At 60.3% G+C, this 18,759-nt stretch carries 13 protein-coding genes; 2 read left to right on the forward strand and 11 right to left on the reverse strand.

What is annotated here, in order from left to right:
• Positions 1-64: 64 nt before the first annotated feature.
• The 6 genes from AC13RC_RS17305 to AC13RC_RS17330 form a co-directional block, all read right to left on the reverse strand.
• Positions 65-2,467: a cellulose synthase gene (locus AC13RC_RS17305; protein WP_488557919.1), complete on the reverse strand. Its 2,403-nt coding sequence runs from the start codon at positions 2,465-2,467 to the stop codon at positions 65-67.
• Positions 2,458-3,507 carry a family 8 glycosyl hydrolase gene (locus AC13RC_RS17310; RefSeq protein ID WP_488557920.1) on the reverse strand — a complete coding sequence of 350 codons (1,050 nt, stop codon included), beginning with the start codon at positions 3,505-3,507 and terminating at the stop codon, positions 2,458-2,460. The genes AC13RC_RS17305 and AC13RC_RS17310 overlap by 10 nt, the downstream gene beginning before the upstream one ends.
• Positions 3,504-6,014 (reverse strand): cellulose biosynthesis cyclic di-GMP-binding regulatory protein BcsB, encoded by a 2,511-nt coding sequence (locus AC13RC_RS17315; RefSeq protein WP_488557921.1) that lies wholly within the window; start codon positions 6,012-6,014, stop codon positions 3,504-3,506. Before AC13RC_RS17315 ends, AC13RC_RS17310 begins: the two co-directional genes overlap by 4 nt.
• Positions 6,014-8,203, reverse strand: a complete 2,190-nt coding sequence (gene bcsA, locus AC13RC_RS17320; RefSeq protein ID WP_488557922.1) for a UDP-forming cellulose synthase catalytic subunit — start codon at positions 8,201-8,203, stop codon at positions 6,014-6,016. Before bcsA ends, AC13RC_RS17315 begins: the two co-directional genes overlap by 1 nt.
• Positions 8,204-8,263: 60 nt before the next feature.
• Positions 8,264-9,247, reverse strand: coding sequence for a cellulose biosynthesis protein BcsN (gene bcsN, locus AC13RC_RS17325; protein ID WP_488557923.1), 984 nt, complete (start codon positions 9,245-9,247; stop codon positions 8,264-8,266).
• A gap of 249 nt (positions 9,248-9,496) precedes the next feature.
• Complete coding sequence (locus AC13RC_RS17330) at positions 9,497-10,405, reverse strand: alpha/beta hydrolase (protein WP_113390125.1); 909 nt, start codon at positions 10,403-10,405, stop codon at positions 9,497-9,499.
• A 298-nt stretch (positions 10,406-10,703) separates the two neighbouring features.
• Between AC13RC_RS17330 and AC13RC_RS17335 the strand changes: the two genes are divergently transcribed.
• Complete coding sequence (locus AC13RC_RS17335; protein WP_488557924.1) at positions 10,704-12,893, forward strand: TonB-dependent siderophore receptor; 2,190 nt, start codon at positions 10,704-10,706, stop codon at positions 12,891-12,893.
• Positions 12,894-13,091: 198 nt separating this feature from the next.
• Entirely contained in the window at positions 13,092-13,673 is a 582-nt protein-coding gene (locus AC13RC_RS17340) for a dienelactone hydrolase family protein (RefSeq protein WP_488557925.1), read from the forward strand.
• A gap of 101 nt (positions 13,674-13,774) precedes the next feature.
• On the opposite strand, the gene fhuB is transcribed toward AC13RC_RS17340, so the two are convergent.
• The 5 genes from fhuB to AC13RC_RS17365 form a co-directional block, all read right to left on the reverse strand.
• Positions 13,775-15,766 carry a Fe(3+)-hydroxamate ABC transporter permease FhuB gene (gene fhuB, locus AC13RC_RS17345; protein WP_488557926.1) on the reverse strand — a complete coding sequence of 664 codons (1,992 nt, stop codon included), beginning with the start codon at positions 15,764-15,766 and terminating at the stop codon, positions 13,775-13,777.
• Positions 15,763-16,668, reverse strand: coding sequence for an iron-siderophore ABC transporter substrate-binding protein (locus AC13RC_RS17350; protein WP_145323924.1), 906 nt, complete (start codon positions 16,666-16,668; stop codon positions 15,763-15,765). The genes fhuB and AC13RC_RS17350 overlap by 4 nt, the downstream gene beginning before the upstream one ends.
• The gene (locus AC13RC_RS17355) at positions 16,658-17,470 is read right to left on the reverse strand and encodes an ATP-binding cassette domain-containing protein (RefSeq protein ID WP_488557927.1); all 813 of its coding nucleotides are present in this window, start codon (positions 17,468-17,470) and stop codon (positions 16,658-16,660) included. The genes AC13RC_RS17350 and AC13RC_RS17355 overlap by 11 nt, the downstream gene beginning before the upstream one ends.
• 66 nt (positions 17,471-17,536) lie before the next feature.
• Entirely contained in the window at positions 17,537-18,010 is a 474-nt protein-coding gene (locus AC13RC_RS17360) for a GNAT family N-acetyltransferase (protein ID WP_113352450.1), read from the reverse strand.
• Between the two features lie 59 nt (positions 18,011-18,069).
• Positions 18,070-18,660 carry a sigma-70 family RNA polymerase sigma factor gene (locus tag AC13RC_RS17365; RefSeq protein WP_113333899.1) on the reverse strand — a complete coding sequence of 197 codons (591 nt, stop codon included), beginning with the start codon at positions 18,658-18,660 and terminating at the stop codon, positions 18,070-18,072.
• Between the last annotated feature and the right edge of the window lie 99 nt (positions 18,661-18,759).

An 18,759-nucleotide genomic window follows, 5' to 3' on the forward strand; every position in this document is an offset into this window, starting at 1 on the left:
ATTTAACACTGGTGCGAGCATCCTTGCTGCAAGATGTGTGGCGGCGTTGCTCGCTGCTGGTACCTCAATACTCTCCCCGCGGCGGATGTAGCGTAAGCTGGAGGTCGCGCAAGCCACGGCTGCCGTCGCGGCTGCCGGCTGCGGCGACGGCGGTGAAGATGCGTTCGGCGTCGTCGTACATTTTCAGATTGAGGTAGCAGTATCCGCGCAGCACCATCAGATCGACGCGCTCCTGCTGCAACTGCGCGCGCTGGTCGAGATAGAGCAATGTCTCGTGATAGCGCTTGCCCTCGAAGGCCGAGAGTGCGCGGTCGGCCAGTATGGCGACCTGCAATTCGGCAGCGCGCTGGTGATTCATCGGCGCCTTGGTCGCAGCGACGGCGGCATTATTGGCAAGGCCGGCCCGCAGATAGGCAAGGCTCTGTCCGTAGGCTGCTTCTTCGCGCGATTTCGGATCTGTGTTGCTCAAGGCAACATCAAAGGCTTCTACCGCTTCCATTGGCCGATTGAGGTTCATCAGGCACCAGCCGCGAGAAAGAGCACTGGCAGGCGTCAGCAGCCGCGCATTGACGGTGGTATTGCATCCCGCCGCGTGCCGTGTCGAGCGGGTCGCCACCCGGGCACGCGTCTCCGGTTCGGCATAATTCGGGGACAGCGCACGGCGCACAGGGGCTACTCGTTGCACCGGGGGCTCAGCGTTGACGTAGGGCTGCGTTACAGGAGGCTGGGGCGCGACCTGAGAGGCCATCGGTTGCAGGTTCTGCGGTTCGCCTTGCTGCATCGTTGTCTTGGGCAAGGTTTGTGGGGCAGGCTGCAGTGTCTGATTGGGAGACGGCAGCGGTTCTGACGTCGGCGTGCGCGGCGCCGGCTCGCCGAGTACGGCGATACGTTGGGAGCGACCGGCCCACAGTCTCTGGACTTCGGCGACGCCCACGCGGTCGTTCAACTGATTGCGCGTAATGGCAAGGCCGTAGGCGGAAGGCTCGTCGTCGGGTTTCCAGCGCAAAGCAGTCTCGAACCAGCGAGCAGCGGCCTGCGGCTGGTTCATCGAGCGAGCAAACCATCCGAACTGCTGAGCCGTCGGGACATATTTCTGCTTCACGACCTCCGCGGCGATACGGCCGAGAACATCTTCGCTAAGGTTGGCCGGTGGTTGGAGCGCCATCAGATTGGCGGTCGCCGCAAGGTAGGTCGCCATCGCGTCCTTGGATTCATTGCGCCATTTATACATGGCGTCTTCGGCTTCCTGCGGCTTGCGGTCGGCAATCAGCACCAGAGCCAGCCCCTGCGAGATTGTGGCCGAATCTTCCTTCTCATGCGCGGCTTTGAACCATTGCTCGGCGTCGGGATAATTGCCGCGGCGCAAATCGTACCAGCCGAGAAGCGCATCATCGGATGCAAGGCCCTGACTGCGCGCGACACGCTCCACTTGAGACAGATAGTCTTGCGATACAGTCAGTTTGGGATCGTCATTGCCCTGGGCAACGAAGCGGCGGGCCAGATCGGTCCTTATGCTGTCGAATTCGCGCCCGCCATTGCCGTCTGGTTTTTCGAGAGACAAGAGATCCTGCATCGGCTGATAGGGCAGCAGGGCCGCCGCCTTCTGGATGGTCGCAAGTCTCTCCTGCGGATTGGTGCAGGTCTTCAGAATATATTTGTAGGCGTCCTGGCCGCGGGCTGCACGATCGGTGCGGATGAAAGCTTCGGCGACGCGCCAGAGAACGTCGATATCGCTGCAGGTCAGTAGGCTCGGAGTTCTGCCGCCGATGTCGATCACGGTCTGATATTGCTTCAGATCGGAGGCGTTGACGAGCCGGGTGCGGGCCTCCGCGATATCCAGACGCTCCAGCAGATCGGCGGGCGGTTGCCATCCAGCTTCGGCAGCCTGGCGATCGGCGACAGCCTTGCGCACCTCGGCATAACGGCCCTCTGAATAGAGCTGCCACATGGCTTCGAGCTGCTTGTCGCTGTTTTGCGGGATAGCCAGCGGATCGGCAGGAGGCTTCCAATTCGGATAGAGCGCCTGTAGCCGAGAGATTTCGGCCTGCAGCCGGGCCTTGTCGCCGCGGCTCGCAAAATAGCGCAATGCGCTTTCATCGACCTTCGGTTGATTATCGGCAGCTTGTGCCGGATTGGTCTGCTGAGCCGACGGCTGCATTGATTGCGGCTGCGCCTGCTGTTGTGAAGTTTGGGCGATTGCGTCGGGGGCGGTTCCGTTTGCCGGCTTGGAGGGTGGGTCGGAGAGAACCGCCGATGGTGCAGCCGCTTGTATATGGTCGGCGAGTGCTTGTAAGTCGATCGGCTTTCCCGAGCTACTATCAGCGACGAGTATCGCCTGCGGCTCGAGGCGTGCCGACTTTGCCAGCTTGATCTTGTCTTCCGGCGAATCGTGATCCTTCGTCGCGAGCGTAAATCCCGCCACGGCGACGGCCAGGAAAGCCATGATCAAGGTGGATTTTATAAACACTCCGGATGTCTCTCCGTGACGAAAGCCAGGCTCAACAACTGCAAGGTGGCCGGATAGTAAAGCGATGGGGTGAACTGCCGAACCGAAGCAGGCAGTTTCGCTCCGCTCACCACACACGCCACAACATCGTTAACAATTCTATAACCCGGATCTGGAAGCAGGTCCTTCGGCTTTCCGGTCGTCAGATCGATCGTTGCAGGTTCGTCCTCCTCGACGGTCATGCCCTGCTGCAGACGCGAAAGCAGCGCCTTGTCGCCGATGCCTGCGCGCGCCAGGTAAAGCGGGATCCTGACGCTATTGTAACCGAATTCCGCCTCGAATCCGTCTGCCGGTTCCGGCTTCGCCTTCAGGCTAACCCAATCGGCGGGAAGCTTGCGCGGACCAAATTGCAGGGCGCGCAGCAGGGCAAGGCCATCATCGCTGAGCTTCTGCCAGCGATCGGAAGGCACCAGCAGTGCCATGACGGGAATTGCCTCGAAGACCCAATAGGATGGGTTGATGACGGGTCCATCCTTGCGCCCGGGCGGCCGATAGCCCTCTACGCCGGGAATGAGCAGTGTCCGCCCTGCGGAACTGATGACGACATGGGACAGGATGGACTTGGCCATGCTCGCAGCCGCCTGCAGATAATCCCTGTTGTTCCAGGCCGAACCCGCCAGGGCCAGTGCGTAGGCAATCAGCAGATCGCCATCCGAAGCGTTGTTCGTGTCCGCCACATGTGGAACAGCAGTCGGATCCCATTTCCAGACGGCAAGACCGTCGTCGCGCAGCAGTAGCTCCGTGCGGGTAAAATACCAGATCTGTTCGAAATCGGCGGGATTGTTGGCTAGATAGGCAAGCAGCATGCCGTAGCCTTGGCCCTCGCTGTGGCTGATGCCGCCATTGCCGTTGTCGATGATGCGCCCGTTCACATCGAGGAATTTCGCTTTGTAGGCAGTCCAGGCCTGCGGATCGATTGCCGGCCGCTGGGCGGCAGCCGGTTGCGCTGCTGTCATCATGGCCGCGCTGCAGATGGCAAGAACAAGGTGCCGGAGTTTCATTCGCGCCTGCCGATCTTGGAAAGAACGCTTGCCGTGCTCACCCCGAGCAGGAAGGAACCCACCACGAACAGGAAGGCGTAGGACAATATATTGCTGGAAAGCCAATTTGCGGCGATCAGCCGATAATTCGTCAGCGACCAGGGTTGGGAGACGACAAAGGTGAACCGGCTGACCGGCACGGTATCGATCTTTCCCGTCTTGCCGGAATAGACGGTGATGCGGCCGCTGATCTGCGACCAGGTATGCTGCGCACTTATCGCCTCGGCGCCCGCTCGCAGGTCTCCGGCGCTGGGCGCGGTGACAACGGTCCAGGTCGCGTCATTGGTTGGATTGGCCTCCTGAGCGATCAGGAAGCTGTTGGCATTCGATGGGGTGAACACCTGCTCCGAACTGGGGATGAAGCGAAGCGAGCTCAAGGTGATATCGAAATTGCGGTGCATCCATTGCTGGAAGCTCTGCATCTGCCCCTGCAGCAACCCGCCGCTGATGCGGGAGCGCCAATCGGCGATCGTCACGGACGCTTCAGGTATGCTGCCTTGGCCCGGGGCAGGCGGGCGCCAGGCCACCTGGCTCGAGGCGGAGATATTCATTTGTGTGAGGATCGTCGACGGCAGCTGCGAGACGGAACCGATGAACAGCGCATTGCGGCTCCCGACCGTACTCGGCGAGGCGGTCGGTTCGAGCGCGATGGGATGGCCGGCGACAAGCGCCATCTGGCCGAGGAGCGTCGCGGTCGCAGACAGCGTGTCGGTGTCTGCGCGGTCGATGAAAAGCGCGGTTGGCTCGGTTTGGCGGTTGTAGGGATACCCAGTGCCGGCAAGGGCTGCAAGGTTCGGCCGCTGAGCGATCCTTGCAAAATCCGGGACGGTGAACTGGCTGGTATCGAACAACGCGAAGCGGGGCGTCGTGCTTGAGGTCGCTGCGGGCGCGCAGGCGGTATCCTCTTCTGCCAGCAACATGGCTTCTAGCGTGATCGTGTTCAGACCCGGCTTGAAATGGCGCATGGTGATACGGATGGGCAATTGCCGGAAAATGCCGCCCCCGGTTGCCGTGATCGGCTTGGTCGTGGCGATGCTGCCGTTGACGTACACGTCGATATGACTGCCCGGACGCACATCCTTGGCATAGGCCGCATCGAGCAGGATGGTGGCCTCGCCATAGGCATTCGCATAGAAGTCGGACGGGATCGCCACGTTGAAGCTTGTATGGAAACGCCGTCCGGAAAATTCCGTCGTCCTGACACCCAGCTGTTCGAAGGAAAGGCTGGTGCCCGAGTAGATGAGCGGGGCGTCGGGTGCGGACCATCGTTGCGTTAACAGCAGATCGCGGCGGGTATTGGGGTCGCGGTCAGTCGGCGAAACAACCATGTCGATCGCGGATGCGATCGCCTGCCAGGACGGGCCGCTGATAAGGAGAAGCTGCTGACCGCTGCGTGGGTCCGTCGCAAAGGTCGCTAAGGCCCCATTTTGGGCCGCGGCTGGAACGGCAAAGACGGGCTGCAGCTCCGCCGGCGTGCCGACGACGACGGTCATCTTGCCGGGGCCTGCTGGAGGTAGGGCATCCGTGCCGAACGAAAAGGCTTCGTTCGGCATTCCGCTCAAAAGCGCCAGTCCCTGTGCCAGACGCAGGATCGGCTTGGTCGTTCCCGGTTGAGCCAATGCCGGCACGACCAGATTGAACTGCGTCTTGCCGGTACCGTCGACACCGATCGCGCGGATGGCGTCGGTGGTGGTGAGTTTCTCCGCCTCGCGACTGGCGAAGCTGAGATAAGTTCTTGCGGGATCGATATCGGACCAGAGCTCGTACGTCGACGGAATGTCGCAGTCGACGCGGTGGCGCTGCGTCGCCTCAAAGGTCAACAGATTGGCGCCGGGCTGCAGCAGCCCGCGCGGGATATCGAAGCTGATATCCGACTCGTTGTCCGAGGAGCCGATCTGCTGCTGATGGACGGCGCGGTCATTCACGAGGACCGTAAGCTGCGATGCCTCCGGGGCGACGACCACCGCGTTCTGGTAGGCAAAGGTAAGTTTCGCGGGCGCCGCCGCCTGCTCCGGCGTCAGATAGATCGACCAGGATTTGCGGTCGGCTTCACCCTCCAATCGCAGCTTTGCGTAGGGAACGACATAGCGGCGGAATGCCGACGGGTCGGTGCTGGCGGTTGCCTGTTTCGCCTTTGGCGCCACTTGCGGTGTCGTCTGGGCGGGAGTGACAGGGGTTGTGACCTGCGGCGTTGCCGTCTGTGGAGTAACAGCCGGCGGCGTCATGACTAGGGGCGGAACAGCTTGAGGAGCTGCGGTCTGCGGTGCTACGGTCTGAGGAACCGTGACCGGAGGCACCGCTGCCTTCGGTGGCTCTGTCTGCGGTACGGCAGTTTGCGGAGTTATGATCTGAGGCACCGCCGGCGCTTCGCCTTTCGGCCGCTCGCCGGACATGTCGAAAGGCATCGTCTGGGCCTGTGCCGTAACGGCGCCAAGGAGAAGCAGGAGGGCAGGAAGGGCGCGGTTCATCAGCTTCTGGCCTTCGCATCCTGCCGCTGCTGCGTGCGATCCGAGCCAACACCCCTGAACAGGTAGATCAGACCCCGGCTGGTCTGATAGAGCGACATGCTCAGGAACCAGAAGGTTCCGCGGATGATGCCCGGATTGCGCCGCCGCGCCTGCTGGAACTTCGTCCATTGATCGGAATTGGCAAAGACGAGGTCGGCAATCAGGCGATGGTCCGCAGCACCCCTCGGAACATATTGGCAGCCGATGGCGGTAATGTCGCCCATCTGCTCGATATTACGAACCACGACCGACAGGGTCACCATGTCGGCGCCACTATAGGGCTGGAAGCGGATGATGGCTTCCGAGCCGACCGCGACGGGTTCCAGATCCTTGTTGAAGACGTTCAACCTGGCGCCATGGACGGAGACGTCCTCGATGGAAGCGGAATTCCAGCGGCCGTCGATCCCGAATTCGCTGCGGCGGTCGACCCGGACGCGCCGCGAAGAGGCGCGCTCGCCGCGTTCGGAGACGACGCCGAGCGCGCAGCCTGAAAGGATGAGATTGATGATGTTCCAGCCCCCGACGACAAGCGTAACGTCGGCCTTATAGGGCTCCGCATAGACGCGGTAGATTGTGACCGCCAGTGCGATGATCTGAACGGCGAAAATAACGAAGAACGGGCGGCTGATTTCCGAAAGCCGGCTGACGGCGATCGATTCGTCCTTGGCCGTGACCTTGAAAGTCGGCTTGCGGGGATTGAGCATGACCGAGACGACGGCCGGCAACAGGTGCACCGTCTGTACATATTCATAGAGTTCGGAAATCCACGGCCAGCGGAACGACCCGTAGAGATAGTTCTGCATCATCAGGTTCACGAGCATATAGGCAAGGGTATAGGCGAGGAACTCGCTGCCCGATGCCGTGAAGATCTCGAGATCGAAGAAGAGATAGAAGAGCGGCGCAAACAGGAAGATGACGCGCGGAAACGGAAACAGCCAGAACAGCGTCGACGACATGTAGCAGAGCCGTTGCGGAAGCGTCAGGCCGCGCTTCAGGAGCGGGAAGCGGAAACGCAGGATCTGCATCATGCCTTGCGCCCAGCGGCTGCGCTGACCGATGAAGCTTGCGAAGGTCGCCGGCTGCAGGCCGGCAATCAGCGGTTTGTCGACATAGATGCTATTCCAGCCGGCGCCATGAAGCGCAAGCGCGGTTTCGCAGTCTTCCGTGATGCTGATGCCGCTAAAGCCATTTTGCGATTGCAGCGCCTTGCGGCTGAGCACGGCGGCCGAACCGCAGAAGAACGCGGCATTCCATTTATCGAGGCCGCGCTGGATGATGCCGTAGAACATCTCGTTCTCGCTCGGCATGCTGTCGAAGGTGCGCAGATTGCGCTCCAGCGGGTCCGGATTGATGAAGAAATGAGGGGTCTGAACGAGAAAAAGCTTCGGATCGTCCTCGAAGTAGCCGACGGTTTCGCGCAGGAAATCACGCGCAGGAGCATGGTCGGCATCGAAAACGGCGATCAGGTCGCCGTTCGAATGCTCCAGCCCGTTGTTGAGGTTGCCGGCTTTGGCATGTTCGTTGCGGTCGCGCGTCAGATATTTGACATCCAGATCGGCGCACAGCCGCTTGAGCTCGTCATGGCGCGCGATTGCGGCCTGCGATTCCAGGATTTTGGTCGAATTGCGCTTCTGCAATGTGCCGCCATCGTCGAGCAGCCACACTTTGAGCTTGTCGGCCGGATAATCCATCGCCTTGGCGGAGGCGAGCGTGTTGGCCAGAAGATTGGTATCTTCGTTATAGGACGGAACGAAAACATCGACGCTCGGGAAATTCTTGGTTTCGGAAGCGCGCTTGGTTCGTGGCGGCAGCGGAGTAGCAACGATGAAGAGGCTGAGCATCAGCATCGCCACGTTGTACATTTCGGCGAGATAGAGCAGCAGCCCGGGAATGAAGTTTTCCAGCTGGTTTACGGGCGGTATCGTATAGGACGTGCGCCAATAGACATAGCGCAGAACGATGGCCGTGCCGAAAGCGAGCGCCACGAGCCGCCATGTTCCCTGACGCTTGAGGATCTTGATGATCGCCATCAGGGTGACAACCACGGTGCTGGCAATCAGCTGCGTTTGAAGGTTGACCGGCAACGTGATCAGCACGATTCCGCATAGTGCTATCACGGCCCATATCAAGATGCTGCGTGCAGTCTGCATCGGTGTCCCTTCAAAGGTATTGCCAGACGCCATCCTGGCGCCCCCAAGCAGCGCCGCCTGCTAGCGGCACCCCTGAGATATGCCAGTTGCCCCGTTACAGTCCGGTAAAGGCACGACGATATTGCTTGCAGTATTTGCAGGTGGCGGCGCCGCCATCGAACTTGCACCATTCGCGCCATTCGTCTGCGGTTGATCGTTCTGCCCATCCGGCAGCGGTACGCGCGGGCCGATCATCGGCGGCAGAGCTGGCGCCGCCTGCGGCTGGGGCTTCATCATGATCGGTCGGCGCACGACCGTAGGACGCGGTGCGGCGGGGCGGTTCTGGTAGCCGATGCTGATGGGTGCCGTGCGATAAGGGGCGGCATCGGGATAGACCGGTTCGCCGGGCTTGCCCAGAACGGTATCCGCGCCGCGGGGCGCGCCAAAAGGGTTGAGTGCGGCGCCGGCAAAATGGCCTGCGATCGTATAACCATAGACCGTGCTCAACAGCTGGCCTTCGCTCGCATGGGCGTCGCAGAGCCGGATGCGCACCTGTACCATGCCGAAATTGCGTTGCTCCTGGGGCGGCGCAAAGCCGGCCTTCACCTGCTGCCAGGCATAAAGACAGGTATCGCCGGCGCGGCTCTGGCCGGAGGCGTAACCGAAGGGGCCATAGTTGTTTTGAACGAAGGTTGCCGAGCGGGCGAGCCGAACGCCGGGGATCGCGGCCGCCATTTCGCGGGCGATCACACGGTCGCTGATCGTTTCGAACGGCCGGCTTCCGAGCCCCGGATCGGAGCCTGTTATGCCTTGAAATTGGATCTTGAGGAAATTCTGGCCTGAGACGGAAGATGAGGTGGAAAGCGCGATCGTCTGCTCGACATCCTTGCCATGCCTGCGCTCGACCACGTTTATGATCGCCGGTCCGCCTGGCGGCGGAAATGCCAGTGCCTTGTCACTCGAGACCGTTTCCACGCCGATCGACTGACGAACCTGGCCGGTTGTGGTGCAACCAGCGCCGATGCAGGCCAGCATCATCAACGCTATCGTCTTTGAAAAATGCATCTCTTAGATCGCGGCAATCCTGTGTGATCACATTCATCGGCAAATTGCGCGACGGTCTTTGGAATCAAGTGCTTGTATTCACTATAGCAAATAAAGGTGATTATGGTTAACCAAGGGTTAATTTTAGCCGATTGGTGTACCGCAAGAGGCCTGAAATGCACGCCGAATACGCCCTCTCGCGCCGAATGCACGAAGAGCGATGCAGAGTCGGAGATTAAGCTGCAACTTTAGGCCGCAAGCCTATGAATTTCAGGTCGATTTCTTTCTTTGAAATGCGATCTGGACGGCTCGGTTCAGCGCGACCGGGAGGACCGACATATGGTTCTCTCCCGCATATTCCTCAAACGTAATCGTTTCTGTGGATGACGCCAGTTTGGCCCATCTCTCAGCCATGTCGCGGGCGAGTTCTATCGTGCGTGTTTCTCTTGCCCGTTCTTGTCGTTTTTGCTCCTCGGCGGTGCCTTTATGGAAGGGCGCCAAGGTCTCGCCTTCATACTGACCGGCGGAAAGATGCAGCTCCATATCGAGCGGCTCTTTGTGCCTGTCGAGGAATTCTCTCTCCATCGAAAGAATAGCGGCATCTTCCCAGTAGATCGCCGGGCTTGCAGAAATCCAGCGGCTGAAGGCATTCGGTTTGCAAAACAGCGCGTAGAGCGTGAACAGGCCGCCGAACGAATGGCCGAAAAGTGTCTGGCGTGAGCGGTCGACCGCGACCTGCTGCTCTATCCAAGGCTTAAGCTCATCCTCGATGAGCGCCAGAAAACGTTCGCCGCCGCCGGTCTTCACATCCGGCGTATCGGGGAAGAATGGCGGATAGACGCGTCCGGGCGGTGGGCTCAAATCCCAGGAGCGGCGGAGCGGGTCATATGGCTCGTCCGTGGGATAGCCGATGGCAACAATGACGCCTTCCGCGACATTGGTTCCGTTCGGATAGCTCGCCTGTACTTTGAGTGCGTCGACAGCGGTCGCAAAACAGGCGTTCCCGTCGGTCAGGTATAGGATCGGCCAACCCTCCCGCGGTGCCGGCTTGTCCGGGCGATAAAGAAAGATCCTGTGCGGATGATCGGCATTGTCGAACTTCAGGTCAATGAATGTGCAGCCGGGAAGGGTGACCGGCGCCAGAATGGCAGCGGCATTATGTGACGAGGTATGGGACATGGCCTCTCCGGCTGACCGATCATGTAAGGCGCAGGAGCAACAGGCGCCGATGTTTGAAAGATGATGAAATTTCTCATATTATGAGTGGTGCGATCTGGCAAGCGGGCCAAATGCTTCGCTAAGCGTAATTTTCAGGTGTCTTCCGCAATCCGGTATTCGGCCGCCGGAGCCATTCTGCAACATGAGGGTGGAAACCAATAAAAAATATGACTCTTGCACTCATGTATTCTTGACGCCGGCGGTGCCTGCGAACTAATTTGCGCCATCTTTTTCAGAAACGGGCAGGCGCAAAGGGCTTATGAGGCAGAAATCCCATAATTATATCAGTAATTTGGCACGTAAGAGATTCCAGCTTGCAAGCAGCGCCACCGCACTTGCAACACTATTTGCTTTCAGTGGAAATGCCTTTGCGCAGGACGCTGCGGTCAATGCGAATGATGGAGGTGCCACCCAACTCGCGCCGATCGTCGTCAGCGGACAGTCGGGCGACGCAAGCGATAATACGACCGTAGCGGCAAAGAAGAGTAGGGGCGCCACTAAGATCAATACGCCCCTGGTCGAAACCCCTCGCTCCGTCTCGGTCATCACGAAGAAGGAAATGGAAGAGCGCGGCGCGCAGGACATCGTCGAGGCTGTGCGTTATTCTGCCGGCGTCCAGACCGGCTCCTATGGCTTCGATCCGCGCTTCGACCAGATCTATGTTCGCGGTAATGACATCACCATCGGCGGCGACTATCGCGATGGGTTGCGTCAGCCCTATATGAACTACGCCATGTTCCGGACTGATCCCTATGCACTCGACCGTGTCGAGATCATCAAGGGGCCTGTTTCCGTTCTTTACGGTGCCGGTTCGCCTGGCGGCATCGTCAACAAGATATCGAAGCTGCCGACAGACGAGACGATCAGGGAGGTCGGTGTTCTCTACGGGACATCGGACCGCGCGCAGACGATGTTCGATTTCGGCGGCCGGGTCAATCAAGACGATGACAGCATGCTGTATCGCATCGTTGGCCTTGCGCGAAAGGGCGATACCAATTTCGATATCGCCGACGATCGTTATCTGATCCAGCCGTCCTTCACCTGGAAGCCGGACGACACGACGAAAATCACCATCTATGGCTCGGCGCAATCCACCGAGACGGACGCAAATCCCGGCGCAATGATCGGCCCCGATGGCAATGTTCTCGATTATCGCGACAGCGACCCGGATTACGATTATCAGAGGACCAAGCAGCAGCAGGTCGGCTATCAGTTCGAACACGAGTTCGACGGCGGCTTCACCTTCCGTCAGAACCTTCGCTTTTCGCATCTTGATCTGAAAGCACGCTATCTTAGCACCTACAGCTGGGTCGGAGACGTCGCCCAGCGCGGTGCGACCGCGATCGGCGACAGGATGAATGTCTTCCAGGTCGACAACCAGCTAGAATCCAAATTCGATACCGGCCCGGCAGCCCACACCATGCTGTTCGGTCTCGACTATACCCGTATGAGCGATTCATTCGCCTATGGGATGGATGCAACGACCAGCCCCGCCTATGACTTCGATATCGACAACCCGACCTACGGAGTATCGGGTCCCACGCCCGCCTATAATGTCAGCCGGGTTGATGGCCGCCTGCAGCAGTTCGGCGCCTATGCCATGGATCAGATCGAACTCGACAAGTGGCGCTTCACGCTTGGCGGCCGTCAGACCTGGGTGAAGCAGTCGACCGACACCACCATTGTCTCCACCGATACGACCACGAACGACAGCCTCAACAAGAATGCGTTTTCCTACCAGCTCGGTGCAGTCTATCTCTTCGACAACGGCATCGCGCCTTTCACCAGCTATTCGACCTCCTTCAATCCGGTCACGGAGCGGTCTGCATCCGGCAGCATCCTCGATCCGGCTAAAGGCGAGCAGTATGAGCTTGGCGTGAAATATCAGCCGCCGGGCACCGACATCCTGCTCTCAGCCGTTGCCTATCACCTCGTCGAGAAGAACAAGCCGGTCCTGGTCGACCCGCTGACGCTCGTCTATGAGTCGCTGGGTGAGGTCACCAACAAGGGGATTGAGCTGGAAGCCAGGGCTAATATCACCGATGGCTGGGACGTGATTGCCGCCTACTCTTACAACCATTCCGAAATTACGCGGGGCGACGATCAAGGCAACGCGCCTGCGGTGACGCCAAAGAACATCGTCAGCCTATGGTCGAATTATACCTTCCAGGAGGATTCGGCTGCCAAGGGTCTGACCGTCGGCGCCGGCATTCGCTATACTGGCGAGACCTACACCAGCACGGCCAATACCGCCAAGAACGACGCGAGCTTCTATCTCGACGCTGCGCTTTCTTACGACTTCGGCGCGATCGACCAGAAATACAAGGGCCTCATCGCTTCTGTTGACGTCCGCAACATTGCCAACCGCCGCCTGACGGTCTGCAACGAGGGCTATTGCTACCTCGGACAGGGCCGCAACGTCACGGCTTCATTGAAGTATCGCTGGTAAACTTATCGGGGCGCCGTATTCTGTGCGGCGCCCGCTCCGCCCTGATAGCCTCCTCGTCGGCCGAACTCGACCTTATTGTAAGTAAGGCTGCCTTGCCGCCTGAGCCTATCGCGTAAGATATCCGCATTCTTGCCGATGCGGCGATGAGGCTGTAGCCTGGCAGAAGATGTGCCCGACCATTCCAGGGGGAGGTTCCGTATGGCCGAGGTCCTTTTGTTCCACCACGCACAGGGATTGACCCCGGGTGTGCGCGCGTTCGCTGATATGTTGCGGGGCGCCGGTCACATCGTGCACACGCCTGACCTATTCGACGGGCGCACTTTCCAGAGCATCGAAGACGGGCTCGCTTATATCGAGGGGATTGGATTCGACCATATGCGGGAGCGCGGCGCCCGCGTCGCCGACGAGCTGCCTGCTGCACTTGTCTACGCCGGGTTCTCGTTCGGTGTGCTACCTGCCCAGAAGCTGGCCCAGACACGGCCCGGAGCCCGAGGAGCTCTCTTCTTCCATTCCTGCCTGCCGATCAGTGGCGAATGGGCCTTCGGACCTTGGCCGCATGGCGTCCCGGTCCAGATTCATGGGATGGAAAACGACCTAATCTTCGTAGGCGAAGGTGATATCGATGCCGCCCGTGAGATCGTGGCAAGGGCCGAGGACGCGAAGCTTTTTCTTTATCCCGGCAATCAGCACTATTTCGCCGACAGTTCTCTCCCGTCGTATGATGCGGGTGCAACCGCACTGCTGACGAGCCGAGTGCTTGAGTTCCTCGATCGCGTCTGATCGAAGCCAGTGTAGCAACACCCGCACACTGCCCGCCTTCAGCTAGCACAAGCATCCCATTTGCATATATGCCGCGCTCGGGGAGCGTCTGCTACGTCAGACTATGCCGCTCTGCGCCGCTTCATCAGCAATATCAGCAGCAGCGGGGCGCCGACGAGGGCGGAAACCAGGCCGGCGGGCATCTGGTAGGGAAAGGCGATCATTCGGCCGAACCAGTCCGCGAGCACCATGAGGCCGCCGCCGGCGAGTGCCGCGCCGGTAAGCTGGGGCGCGGCGCGGCGCAGGCCGAGCTCGCGTGCCAGATGCGGCCCCATGAGGCCGATGAAGCTCAAAGGCCCGACGACGAGGGTGGCGGCTGCGGTCATGGCTGCGGCAAGAGCAAAGAGGCAGGCCCGGGCAAAGTTGACGCGAACGCCGATCGCCTGGGCCGCCTGGGTCCCAAGCGGCAGCAGATCGAGCCAGCGACGGGTCAGAAAGGCAAGCGCAAGGCCTGTCGCTGCTGCTGTCGTCGCAGAGATTGCCTTCGTTGTATCAACGAGATAGGTTGATCCGCTCATCCATTGCATCACGATCATTGCACGCGGATCGCCGCTCGCGACCAGCACGCTGATGAAGGCATCCAGCATGGCTCCGAGCGCAATGCCGGTCAGAAGTACCCGTTCCGGCGCGAAGCCGGACCGGATGCCGAACAGGAAGATGGCGATGAGGACGGCGAAGGCACCGATACCACCGAAGCCTAGTTGGGCGGCCATGCCGGGAGCGGGCAGAAGGAAAAGTGCGGCGGTGACGCCAAGGGTAGCGCCCGCCGAAATGCCTAAAACCTCCGGACTTGCCATCTCGTTGCCGCTGAGCCGTTGCAGGATGGCGCCGACGACGCCAAGCATCGTGCCCGCAGCAAAAGCACCGGCGACGCGTGGAAGGCGATAGGGCAGCACGTCGGGCCAATGGGGATAGGCAAGCAGCGTCCATGTTCCATCCGGTGCGCGCCCGAAGAAGACCGCGCCGGCCAGCAGAAGCACGAGTGCCGGAACTGATGCAAGCAAGAGTACGCGCGGCGTATGTAAGGCGCTGTTCGCATTCCGAGAGGGAGACGGCGTGCTGCGTTGCACGGCCTTCAGGCGCGGCAGCATCAGGAGCAGCAATGGCGCGCCCAGCAAAGCGGTGATGGCACCCGTCGGCAGGAAGGTCGAAGAGGCCCCGGAAAGCAGCATCACGGCCTCATCGGTCAGCAGCAGCAATCCTGCGCCGATGAGGGGCGACCAGACGAGCTGGCTTTTCATCTGTCGGGCGCCGGCAAGCTGAGCGATGCGTGGCGCGATGAGACCGATGAAGCCGATGACGCCGACCGCGCTGGTGACGATCGCGGCAAGCGCAATCGCGATGCAAACGGCAGCAATGCGCGTGCGCTTGACCGACAGACCAAGCCCGCTCGCGCCGTTATCGCCTAACTCCATGAGTCCCAAAGGCCGCGCCATGAGCAAGGCCGCGGAAGACAGGATGAGGATTTTCGGAAGAAGGGAAAGCGGAATGGTCCAGCTTTGCTGCGCCAGCGATCCAGCCCCCCAGATGAAGAGGCCGGAGAGATAGCGATCGTTCATCAGGACGAGAATGGCGGCAAGCGCTCCGCTCCAGACGCCGACGATCAGGCCGGCAAGCACGAGTGCCAAGGGCGAGAAGCCCCGCCTTGCACCGATCAGGAAAACGACTGCCGCAGCGGCGGCGCTGCCGAACAGGGCAACGGCGTCGCGGCTGAGGCCCTGAAGGGCCGGAAAGGCGAGCATGATGGCAACGAGCGCAAGATTGGCGCCTGCGGAAATGCCAAGTGTGGAGGGCGAGGCGAGTGGATTGCGCAGCACCTGCTGCAGCAGGCTTCCAGAGAGCGAAAGTGCGGCGCCGGCCAGCAATGCGGTAACGATCCTCGGTAGGGTTGAATAGACGAGCAGCAAACGCTGCGGATCGTAACCTGCTTCCTGCTCGAACAAGCGTGAAAGGTCAGGCGCCAGTTGATGCCAGGCAAGCAGGCTGGCGAGCACGAACAGCGTCAGCGCCACGGTTGGAGCACCGAGGACGTTATTTGCTTCGGTGCGGATCATGCGACTGTTTCCAGATGGTCAAGCAATATGCGCGCGAAGCGCTCCGCTTCCTGCACCATGCCGAACATCAATGTGCCCGGCAGCACGGAGACGCGTCCGTCTCTAACGAAAGGGAGGCTGGTCCACAGCGGACTATCCTGCAGATTGTCGAGAACGTTCGGCGGTAGCAGTGGTTCGAATGCGATGAGGCGCAGGCTTTGATCGAGCGTCGCCAATTGCTCCAGCCCGATCGTCTCGAAGCCCCAGTAATCGCCCGGCCTGATCCAGGCGTTTTTGAGCCCGATCCTGGTCATGACGTTCTGGTAGAGGCCAGCGCCGCAATAGATGCGGGCATGGCGCGGGTCGACAAAATTGATGAGCGCCAATGGTGGAGGGTTGAGCTTTTTGACGCGGTTTGCGCAGTCGTCGAAGAATTGTTCCGACCGGGCAAGGAATTCTTCCGCCTGTTGCCGCCTGCCGATGGCGTCGGCCAACTGACGCGTCGCCTCGATGGAGCGTGGCAAAGCTTCGCCGCCTTCGGCATAGATCGTCAGTTCCAGGACCGGCGAAATTACCTCCAGTTGCGGCTTCAAAGGCGCAAGATAGGGCGTCGTCAAGATCAGGGCCGGCTTGACGCTTGCCAGGACCTCGAAATTGATCTCGCTGGTGGTGCCGAGATCGATGACACCTCCAGGCATTTTCGGTTCGACGACCCATGTGTCCCAATCGGCAAGCGAGGCGATGGCGGCGGGCGTGACGCCGAGCGCCAGCAGTGTCGACGCCAGGCCGTAATCGAGGGAAACGATCGGGCCGGATATGGTTTCGGCAGCCACATCCACTTGCGGAACGGCAAAAAGTGCCGCAGCAGCAAGCAGCGTGCGGCGGGAGAGCATCAGGTTCTCGAAGCTGCTTTCAAATGACATAGGCAAGCGGCGTTCCATGCACGGGATGGGCGGTGACGCCCATGTTGGTGCCGTAGATCGTATTGAGCGTTTCGGCCTTCATGAGGCTTGGCGACGAGCCTGCTGCAATGAGGCGCCCTTGCTTCAGCGCATGCAGATGATCGCAGAAATGTGCCGCGACATTGATATCGTGCAGGACGAGAATGACGCTCAGATCCTTCGTCCGGCAAAGCTCGCGCACGAGCCCGAGGATTTCCATCTGGTGGGCGATGTCGAGTGCCGATGTCGGCTCGTCGAGCAACAGGCAGCGGCTGTCCTGGGCAACCAGCATCGCGATCCAGACACGCTGGCGTTCGCCGCCGGAGAGCGTATCCACCATCCGGCCTGCCAGCGTATCGACATGCGTGAGCTTCATCGCGGTCTCGACTTTTTCCCGATCGATATCGGTGAACCGCCCGAGCGCGCCATGCCAGGGATAACGCCCGCAGGCGACAAGCTCCTCGACGGTCATGCCGGCAGCGGAACTGGTGTCCTGCGGCAGATAGGCGACGGCGCGGGCAAAGGCGCGCATGTCATAGGAGCTGGCGGCTACGCCATCGAACAGGATGCGCCCGCCGGTCGGCTGAATCTGTCGAGCCAGCAGTTTGATCAGCGTGGATTTGCCGGAGCCGTTATGGCCGATCAGACCGGAAATCTCGCCCGCCTTGAAGCTGATATCGAGCGGGTGCAGAATGGTCTTGCCGTCGACCTCGAAACGCAGGCCTTCCGTCGTGAAGACGGTTGCGTGATTCTGATCGTATCCGGTGATCGTTTTGTCGTTCATGGTCATTATCATTCCTGCTGAAGCGCGCTGGCTTCGTGAAATTCCGATGGCCGGCGGGTGGCCTGGTTAGTTTATTGAGGTCAATGGCTTGACGAAGAAGAGGCACGGATCGCTTTCACGCCAGAGGGTCGGGAATATCTCGGCGCGGATGAAGCCGTTTCTATCGTAGAAGGCGCGGGTCTTTTCATATTGCGGTTCGTCCCTGCCGCGCGGCGCGAGTGTCTTGACCGTCAGGAGCTTGCAATCGGAAGAGCGGGCGAAGGTCTCGGCTGCGGCCAGCAATCGCTTGCCGACGCCGCTGCGATGGTGTCGGCGCCTGGTTGCTATCACGAGAATCTCCATGGCGGCTGGCGGATGGGCGCGCAGCGCAACGAAGCCGGCAACGGTATCCGCCTCGACGCAGCCGAACATCGGCAGGGTCTCCACGGCACCCGCACAGGCTTCGATGACATCGGGGTCGGTAAACCAGTCGGTCAATTCCGACATGATGTCACGACAGATAGCGCCTTTGGATTTGGTTATCTCGATGGCTTCCTGCATCTGTTCTTCCCTTTCCTGGCGGTGGAGCGCGGTTCGCAGGCGATGGTGGCGAACCACCACTAGACCCGCATCTCGCGCACCCGTGTTGTTCGGTTTCGTTTGTGACTGCCGCCGGCAGCGCAAGCATGGTCGGCCTCAAGCGAAATGGCGGCGAGGCATCGCGAATGCGCCTCCCGCAGGAGGCCGCAAACAAGGGCGCACGATACGCCCGCCTCCTTGGCAATGATGTTTTGGGGGATATCGTCGAAATAGTGCTCTTCATAGAACTTCCGGGTTCTGGCGGGCATGGATTCGACCGTGCAGCGGAAGGCCTTGTAGGCCTCGGCCTCGTGAAGATGCTCCTCGGGGCTTCCATAGGCCGAGGTATTGCCGCCGACTTCCTCTTCGACGAACAGGCCGCGCTCATATTGCCGGCGCCGCATATGATCGGTTGCCAGATTGCGCACCATGCGCATCACATAGGGCGTGGGAGCCGCTATATCCTCCTTCAGTGGCTTGGAGACCAGTTGCAGGAGAACTTCCTGCACGACATCCTCGGCCAAGCTCATGCAGCCTGTGATCCTGCGTGCGACGGAGAGGAGCTTCGGATAGGCGTGAAGTGCTGTTTGGAGTTGCTCATTGGAAGTCGACTGCGAATGGTTGGCAATCATGTCGGGCTCTCGCTGAAATCCAAAGTTGCATTTCTGTGTGCCCCTCTTTTTGAGAGGGAACCTATAAAACATGACAATGATAGTCAAGATAGCGGAGTC

The sequence above is a fragment of the Martinezella sp. CNPSo 3890 genome (genome assembly GCF_057784455.1).